Origin of the sequence: Moorena bouillonii PNG (assembly GCF_001942495.1) — a bacterium.
GTDB classification, from domain to species: Bacteria; Cyanobacteriota; Cyanobacteriia; order Cyanobacteriales; family Coleofasciculaceae; genus Moorena; species Moorena bouillonii.
The window spans coordinates 6,667,613-6,676,005 of record NZ_MKZS01000001.1; the positions used below are offsets into that span (position 1 = coordinate 6,667,613).

Genomic DNA, 8,393 nt, shown 5'->3' on the forward strand with positions numbered 1-8,393 from the left:
GTTGAAGAATGAAACCCAACACCAGTAACGCTTTGTTGGGTTTCCCTACCGCTCAACCCAACAAACATTTTTAGGTGTGCCACGCCACTACGCACCCTAAAACCTTGTTAGAGTCAACTTCTGACTTCTGACTTCTGACTTCTGACGCTAAGCGTAGCGCTATACTTACTACTTCAGAGCATTAAAGATTAGTCCACCTTACGACGGAAGACAAAGGATCCATTGTCGCCAGGAGCAACAGTACCAACTTCATTGACGTACCTAGTCACTTCCTCACCGCTAGCTGGGTCAGTATTTCCAAAGGATAAGGTATTATTGAAGTACTCCACAGTACCCTGAGATGGGTCAGTTCCTTGCTCGTGAGTGGTGACAGTAACCCAGTTGTTAGGAGCTGCAGTACCATCCTCAGTAATGGTGAAGTTCTCAGCATCCAAAACTACGTTACCAGCACCCACTAGTGGTTCAGAGATATTGGTGTAGGTAATTCGGTACTCGATAAACTGACCAGGCTTAGCCCGTTCCGCGAGGGTACCTTCCTGATCACCTGTGGGATCTCCGCCGGAGAAGTCCTGAATCACTGTTACACCATCAGTATCCAGAATCCGAGCTTCTTGCACCATCTGCATATAACCAGTGTAGGGACGGTCAACAGTAATGTTGAAGACGGTGTCTTCAGTGACATCAAAGTTTCCGTCCGTGGTGTTGTCCACAAAGGCAACAATCGGAATCCCGTAACCCTGAACTTGAGCTGTCTCAGGTAAGTCAACAATTACCTCGTAATCCAATTGCTGACCTGGTGTGAGAGTACCAACATTAACTGTTGTACCACCAGTGAGGGTAAAACCACCAGCTTCAGTGTAGGTGTAAGTCGCCTCAAGAATTGGACCTGTCTCTGGCTCGTACCTGATCGTGACCGTAGTGTTATCAGGAATCTGGTTATCTGGTCCAAAGTCTACTGGAGTGGTGAATTGAGGATTAACTTGAGGGTCATTAGTCGCCGCATTACCGACTGAAGGCGCAATTGGCAACAAGGTTACGTTATCTAAATTAGTAGCATTGGGGTTCTCAACGGTATTGTCGAAGGTCACCGCACCTGGGTCAATGTCGATACCCTGAGCTGTTCCAGCTGGAATAGTTGTGGACTGGTTAGTGAAGTCATCATTGTCATTGGTTGGACCAATGGCGTTGGGTCGATTCTCTGGACCATTGAGGATTTGACTGGTAGTCTCAATGTCTGCAGTAATGGTAACTACAGTGTCTTCACCCTTAGGTCCTTCACCTGTGTTGTCATTGTCTTCATCAACACCATCAGCACTGGGATTGGCAATACCAAGGTCTGTAGCTGGGTTGAAGTCGGTACCAGTCTCATCCGGTGGTGTACCATCATCATTGTAGTTGTTGGGATTTTGGTCACCGGATTCATCGTAGACCACTTCATCCGTTGGGTCACCGACAGTTTCACCAAATGCCTGAGCAATGTTAGCGACTTCACCACCAGCAACCGGTAACCCACTGGTGATCACACCAAAGCTGAAGCCATTGGCATCAGCTTCAGTGGAGGTTCCTGCAGTAATAGGACCGTCAGCAATAAAACCAATGCGCTTAACATCAGCTGGGGGGGTAGCAGACCAGTCTACGCTCAGGGCGTCACGACCAGTTACCGCTGGATCGTCATCAGAGTAGACCACTGTCCAGCCTGCTGGGGCAGTAGGCGCTTTTGCAGGGTCAGTATCAAATACTGTACCTTCGGGAATGACATCAGAAACCAAAACCCGCTGAACTGGCGCACCATCAACGGTAATAGTAGTTCCTTCGAGATCCGCAGCTTGGAAATTAATCGCTGGGTTAGATGACTCAACCCGGAAGTCTAAGCGATAAGTAATTTTATCATCGCTAGCACTATTAGGATCGTCACCGTTATCAACTAGATCAATATTATTCGGACCTATGATTCGCTTGAGAACAGTGATGGTGGCTAGTTCCTTAATCTCTGTAGAGAGTAAGACCTCTTGGAACGCCGAACCTTCACGCTCACCATTGACCGGAGCTTCGGTAGGATCAGCATCTACGGTAGTAACTTCATTAGGATTGGAACCATCATCAGCATCCGGCTGGTTATCAGTAGCAGGACTATTGTCGTTAGGTCCGGTATCACCTAACTGGACATTAATCGGAGCCCCTGCTTCATCTACAATAACCGTACCTTCAACCCGTACCTTAATGCTGCCATCAGCAGCAATGGGAGTGGTTGTGGTAAAACCAGCTGCTGGAATAGTTGTCTCGAAATCGCCATTCCCATCCAAGTCAGCTGTCACTGTAATAGGAGTAGGAGCAGCAGGATCGGGATCTAAACCAGTGATGGCGATGTTATCAAGACCAGGAATCGCAATATTGGTGTCTTCGTTACCAATGTTGGTAATCACGAAGTCAAATTGCAAGGTATCACCAGTAGCAATACTACCTAGGTTGACGTCATTAACACCATCAGGTTGAACCAGCAAACCAGCCACTTCAGCGACCTCAACGATCACAGTGTTTGAGGTCGCGTCGATGGTAACCCCTGGATTGTTGGGGTCTTCATAGGTAGCTTCCGACTGGTTAATAATCTGTACACCAGCATCAGTTCCATCCGCAAATACAGGTACTGCTAGCTGAAACAAACTACCGAGAATGAGGGAAGCACTGACTAATGGTCGTAAGTATCTACGACGAAGCTTGATTGACTTTCGTTGAGCCATGGAGGATTTTCCCTAATTGAGAACACAAAGATATATAAATAGTCCCTGGGTCTAGGATGATACTGACCCTGGTTGTTAGCTAGTAGCTTGTTTGTAAGCTAGGCTAGCCTTCAATATCTAGGAAAACTCACCTAAACTGCTTTCGGCATTCGAGATTTAACGGATTTTCTAGAGTAGTCATCCTGAAGTGCATATGTAAAAATACGTAATAGGTCGTAAACTATCAGCCATAAGTACTAAATATTTCCTTTAGTTGCTTTTTTTTTCTAATAGCAGGTTATAGTACTGGAGTCATTGCTATAACTAGCTAATCAAAGGGGGTTACAGCAGCAGATAGGTATGACTTATAGGTATGACTTCAGGGTCAAGGTGGGTGATGTTAGCTATATCGAAGGGCGTAAGTAAACTAACTATAACGTATCTAAGCTAAATTAAGTGATTATGCCCATACTTATTTAGTCATACGGTTGATGCGCTAATCCACCACTTCGGTAACAATAGATTAATTAATAACTAATATCGTGGTTTAGGTGTGAGGAAAATTATAATGATTAACTCTATGAGTTATTGGAATAAAAATTACTTAAAATTCAATAATTATATAGCCAAAATAAATAGGTTGTGAACGATCAGACGGACAATAGACCAGCACTACAATAACTTTTGGCCTTCTGGGTGTTTACAAATCGTTTATAAACCCGCTTAGTAAGCTTAGTAAGTTGTTAACCATCTAATTGGCACAGCAAAAGTTACAGGGTGATGTTGAGGCTTGACTGAGGGTTAACGGTTAACCGCGCTTCGAGCTTGGTTGCGGGGCAATCAGGGTGGATCCCTGCTTAGTGCTAATGCCTATTAATCAGCCTCTACATGAAAAGCTATCAATTTAAATGTGCCCTGTGAATGATTATCATAGTATTTATATACCAAATTCAGCAAAATTATGCTGAATTATAGTCCAATTATCCCATAAGTTTTGATCAAACTACCGGATGGATAGCTCATAAATCTTGACGGCTGATTAATCGCTAATTAATCATAATCGAATTTAATTAAAATACTTTCAAATACTTACACGTGCTTTAACGCATTGTATGCAAATGTTTATTGACACAAGCTAGTGATAAGGTTGACTTTTTTTTTAAAGGTCGAATAAACGCCATGCTAGGGATAGTTATTCATTAAGTAGTTTTATTAAAAACTACTTAATAAATGTGAAGTTTTTGTGAACATCATTATAATTGTTAATTCTTATACAAATCCGCCCCTATATTAGCCCTTAGTTATCAAAGATAAGCATGTTTTTTTATTTCAATAAAGAAAATTTTCTAGTAAATTAAGATACCAATATACTCAGTTAATAGCTCCAAATAACTACCAACAGAAAACAATCATGAAGTATCTGCTTACCTCATTACTGATACCAAGTCTAGGTAACATACTGCCAATACTACTGAGTTAGTAACCGACACCCGTACCGAAACGCAGCTACACCAACGAAACCTGGTGTTCTTACTGTGCTCCGACTGTGGGCGATCCCTTGCAGTATTGAAATACCTCGTTCTATCTTTACGCTGTTCCTTCGCAAAACCCTGTTCAAGGTCACCTTTTATGTCCACTACACCTGATTTAAGTCCAAACCAGTATGAATAAGATTCTAGTAATTGAAGACGAGCCAATAATTCGGAAGAACCTCCTCACCCTGCTCAGAGCAGAAGGGTTCGAAACGATTAGTAGTGACAACGGTAGCAGTGGAGTCAAGCTTGCTCAAAACCAGCAGCCAGATTTAATTATTTGTGATATAATTATCCCTCAGCTAGATGGTTATGGTGTTTTAAAGACTCTACAGCAACATCCCATCACTGCTGCGATTCCCTTTATTTTCCTCAGCTCCAAAGCTGACTGGTCAGATTGGCGTATGGGCATGAGGTTAGGGGCTGATGATTATCTGATCAAGCCTGTTAACCGCCAGGAATTGCTAGATGCGATCGCTACTCGACTACAAAAACGACTTTATCAAACCAAGTGCCATCATCTTGAACTGAAAAAAGTGCAAGCTCAACTGGACTATCTACTCCGTTATGACCAGGTTACTAACTTACCGAACCGACTTTTGCTAGAAGAGCGATTTAATCAACTACTGATACAACGACATGGACGTTATCGTCGTCTGCCAGTGCTGTCTTTAAGCTTTGACCAACTTAATCAGATCTACAATATCTTAGGCCCTGTTAATGGTGATTTGTTACTTCAGGCAGTGGCCAAACGACTTCTTGGTAGGGTTGGACCTCTGGATACGGTGGCTCAGTTAGGGATGGATCAATTTGTGATCTTGCTAGCTACTACCATTAACCAGATAGAGATAGGGCTGATGGCGGAAACACTGATCGATGCTTTATCCTTACCCTTTACTATAGGAGAATATGAGATTGTCCTGACCCCTAGAATCGGGATTGCCTGCTTTGGTAGGGATGCTCTTGATCTAAATACCCTGATCACCCATGCCAACCGAGCCAGAGAAAATGCTGGACAAAAAGGACAGAAGGCTTACGAATTTTATATTGCTTCGATTGGTGACAAATCCCAACAAGCCCTATGGCTAGAATTACAATTGCGCCAAGCATTGCAAAAGGATGAACTTCAAGTTTACTATCAGCCCAAAGTAAATCTCAGCACTGGAGAAATCGAGGGGGCAGAAGCCTTAATCCGTTGGTATCATCCAGAATTGGGAGCAATCTCTCCAACTAAATTCATTCCCCTAGCCGAGAAAACTGGTTTGATTGTGCCTCTAGGAGAGTGGGTACTCCGAAAAGCCTGTACCCAAGCCAAACTCTGGCAAACTCAAGGCTTGTCCCCAGTACAAATCGCTGTAAATTTATCGGGACATCAGTTTAATCAACCCAATCTCAGTGACTCCATCGTAGCAATTCTTGAAGAAACCGAACTTGAAGCGAGATATTTGCAATTGGAATTAACCGAAAGTACCCTGATGGAGAATCCAGACCATGCGATCGCTACCTTAAAACGGTTAAAGTCCTTTGGTATTCAGATCTCCATTGATGATTTTGGAACCGGTTACTCTTCTCTGAGCTATCTGAGACTATTTCCCTTTGATGTGTTAAAAATTGACCGTTCTTTCGTTTGCCAACTTACAGAGGATGTCAAAAACGAAGCCATTACGACTGCGATTTTGCAAATGGCTCACAGTCTCAAGTTGAAGGTGGTGGCGGAAGGGGTCGAGACAGCTAGCCAACTGGCTTTCCTGTGTGGTCATAAGTGTGATGAAATTCAGGGTTATTGCTTCAGTCCTCCATTATCGGCTCCAACCTTCACAGAATTGCTTAGTACTGGTAAAAGGCTTTCACTCTCTTCTCTGGGATAATTTATTAGTTTAATTTATTAGTTTGTTAATTTCTTAAATTGATTAGCAATTAGTAATACGTCCTATAGGATTTTAAAATTAATTGTTAAAAAGAATTACAGTGATTTGAAATTACCCAAAATCCCTATATACTTCCCTATATACTTTATTATATCTTGCCTTTTTCCTTTTCGATGTAAGGCTTTCCCTCAGGGATTATATTAACAAATACAATGGAAATGTTATAGCGGTTAGCAATGGTTTGAAAGACAGATATTTTGTAGGGACACGATCTGAGCGTGCCCCTACTGTTTCCAATCGAAATCAGAGCAAGTATAATCGCCTAAAAACTCAGCACTCCGCAGTAATTAACTGAGTATTCCGCTTAGATTACTTGCTCAACTTCAAGGATTTCAGGGATAAATTCCTTTAAGCGGCGCTCAATCCCCATTCTCAGGGTCATGGTAGAGCTAGGGCAAGACCCGCAAGCTCCCTGGAGTCTTAATTTAACAGTCGGACCATCTAACTCAACTAGCTCCACATTCCCACCGTCAGCGATCAGGTAAGGACGCATCTCATCCAGGACTGTTTCAACATTTTCTGGAGTGAGTGCCATTGTTTCTGACATAATAAACCTCAACTAAATTTTGACACTCCCCGCGAAACGGGGATTCTTGGCTCAACGATCCGGCTTGCCATGACTGGTTTTCACCAACCACAGTAGAGGCCAAATCTCCCCCAGCGTTCAGATCTGTGATCCAGGTTCCGGTGTGCCCCACCGTACCTTTTTTAGAAGGAGATGGGAGACATTGACATCCTCCCACCGCTAAATCTTTGATTATAGCGGGGGATTCCTAAGACTCACGACTTAGGTTTCTGCTTCCTTCTCCCTTTTTTTGGAGTTTTTCGCACCAGCCCTCCGAGACTTACTCTCTTGAGGTCTTACGGTCGCTCCACAGACTGACACGGCAAGCCCTGCCGCCAAGATATTAATTGATGCATTAATATCGCGATTAGCCCGAAGGGCTACGCTACGCGAACGTGGTGAGTATTACAAGATGGGCAATCCCACTCCCGAATACTCAGGGGTAAAGATTCGACGCGATTGAGGCATACAGAACACAACTTGCTACTGGGAAACCATCTGTCAATAGAAATAGCTTTACGGCTGTACCACTCTGATTTATATTTGACCTGACGGATTATTTCCCCCCAGTTAGCATCACTGATCACCTGAGCTAGTTTTTGATTTTTGACCATGTTTTTCACCGCTAAGTCTTCAAACGCAATCAATTGGTTTTCTTTGACCAGTTTAGTGGTTAGCTTGTGAGTAAAATCTTTTCTAGCGTCCTTGATTTTTGCGTGTATTTTAGCTACCTTTAATCTGGCTTTGTAACGATTATTGGAACCTTTTTGTTTTCGTGACAAAGCCTTTTGATATTTGGCCAGTTTTTTCTTGAGTTTTTTGAAATGTTTGGGATTAGTGATTTTATCCCCGTCACTGGTCGTGATTAAACTAGTAATTCCTAAATCAAAACCAACTTGTTTATCCGTCACAGGCAAACTCAAGTCTCTATGATGATTAAACCTGATTGAGATATGCCATCGATTAGATGGATCTAAGTTAACTATAACGGTAGTTGGTTCGCAGTTTATAGGTAATTGACGACTCCAACGAATAGGCAAAGGTTCTTGGCATTTAGCAAGATAGATCTGACCATCTTTCCATTTAAATGCCGATTTGGTAAATTCTGCACTACCACCGTTGCGTTTTTTCTTGAAGTTGGGATATTTGGCACGACCTGCAAAAAAATTAGTAAAAGCAGTTTGAAGATGTCTTAACCCCTGTTGAAGTGGAACACAACTGACTTCATTTAGAAAAAACAAGTCATCCTGTTTTTTCCATCCTGTCAACATTGAGGAAGTTTCTTTATAACTGATTCGTTTTTGGTGTTCATACCATCCTTTTGTTCTAGCGCATAAGGCTTTGTTGTAAACAAGTCTTACACAGCCTAGAGTTCTCCTCAACAGATTGTCTTGTTCAGGATTTGGGTAAAAACGGTAACGGTAAGCTTTTTCAACCATGCTTACATTTTAAAACATTCCATGTGAATTGTCAACTGAACACAACTGCTCGTCCTCCCTTTCCTCTCACCGTTAAGCCTTCGGCTATAACGGGAGTCTCCAGGGAGGCAGAAAGATGAACTACAATACAATATCGACCTTAATCGTTTCATAGACGACCAGGAAAATCTAGGAGCATCATTTCCAGGCAGTTCCTGGTAGGCTCTGGCAGA

The 8,393-nt window shown here is 42.7% G+C and carries 3 protein-coding genes and 1 pseudogene; 1 reads left to right on the top strand and 3 read right to left on the bottom strand.

All coding sequences use genetic code 11. From position 1 onward, the window contains the following. Positions 1–188: 188 nt before the first annotated feature. Positions 189–2,738, bottom strand: coding sequence for a DUF7925 domain-containing protein (locus BJP37_RS27100; protein WP_075903510.1), 2,550 nt, complete (start codon positions 2,736–2,738; stop codon positions 189–191). 1,642 nt (positions 2,739–4,380) lie between these two features. Here BJP37_RS27100 and BJP37_RS27105 point away from each other — a divergent pair. Next, positions 4,381–6,117: a two-component system response regulator gene (locus tag BJP37_RS27105; RefSeq protein WP_075903512.1), complete on the top strand. Its 1,737-nt coding sequence runs from the start codon at positions 4,381–4,383 to the stop codon at positions 6,115–6,117. Between the two features lie 364 nt (positions 6,118–6,481). On the opposite strand, the gene BJP37_RS27110 is transcribed toward BJP37_RS27105, so the two are convergent. Together BJP37_RS27110 and BJP37_RS27120 are read right to left on the bottom strand one after the other, a co-directional pair. Continuing rightward, positions 6,482–6,724, bottom strand: a complete 243-nt coding sequence (locus BJP37_RS27110) for a NifU family protein (protein WP_198954199.1) — start codon at positions 6,722–6,724, stop codon at positions 6,482–6,484. A gap of 240 nt (positions 6,725–6,964) precedes the next feature. Beyond that, positions 6,965–8,181, bottom strand: a pseudogene (locus BJP37_RS27120) (RNA-guided endonuclease InsQ/TnpB family protein). Between the last annotated feature and the right edge of the window lie 212 nt (positions 8,182–8,393).

What these genes read in the sequence shown, in the direction of transcription:
- BJP37_RS27100 (WP_075903510.1), bottom strand. Translation starts at nt 2,738, where the DNA reads ATGGCTCAACGAAAGTCAATCAAGCTTCGTCGTAGATACTTACGACCA.
- BJP37_RS27105 (WP_075903512.1), top strand. Translation starts at nt 4,381, where the DNA reads ATGAATAAGATTCTAGTAATTGAAGACGAGCCAATAATTCGGAAGAAC.
- BJP37_RS27110 (WP_198954199.1), bottom strand. Translation starts at nt 6,724, where the DNA reads ATGTCAGAAACAATGGCACTCACTCCAGAAAATGTTGAAACAGTCCTG.